We start from the raw sequence: 561 nt of genomic DNA on the forward strand, positions 1-561 counted from the left end.
GCTCCCACTGCTTGTACGTACACGGTTTCAGGTTCTTTTTCACTCCCCTCGCCGGGGTTCTTTTCGCCTTTCCCTCACGGTACTGGTTCACTATCGGTCAGTCAGGAGTATTTAGCCTTGGAGGATGGTCCCCCCATATTCAGACAGGATACCACGTGTCCCGCCCTACTCATCGAGCTCACAGCACATGCGCTTTTGTGTACGGGGCTGTCACCCTGTATCGCGCGCCTTTCCAGACGCTTCCACTAACACACATGCTGATTCAGGCTCTGGGCTCCTCCCCGTTCGCTCGCCGCTACTGGGGGAATCTCGGTTGATTTCTTTTCCTCGGGGTACTTAGATGTTTCAGTTCCCCCGGTTCGCCTCATTAACCTATGGATTCAGTTAATGATAGTGTGACGAGTCACACTGGGTTTCCCCATTCGGGTATCGCCGGTTATAACGGTTCATATCACCTTACCGGCGCTTATCGCAGATTAGCACGCCCTTCATCGCCTCTGACTGCCAGGGCATCCACCGTGTACGCTTAGTCGCTTAACCTCACAACCCGAAGATGTTTCT

At 53.7% G+C, this 561-nt stretch carries 1 rRNA gene; it reads right to left on the minus strand.

From position 1 onward, the window contains the following. Positions 1 to 540: ribosomal RNA gene (locus tag NA197_RS23405) — 23S ribosomal RNA — on the minus strand; the annotation flags it as partial. Positions 541 to 561: the final 21 nt, after the last annotated feature.

Origin of the sequence: Salmonella sp. NW884, assembly GCF_051700745.1 — a bacterium.
Lineage (GTDB): Bacteria > Pseudomonadota > Gammaproteobacteria > Enterobacterales > Enterobacteriaceae > Salmonella > Salmonella enterica.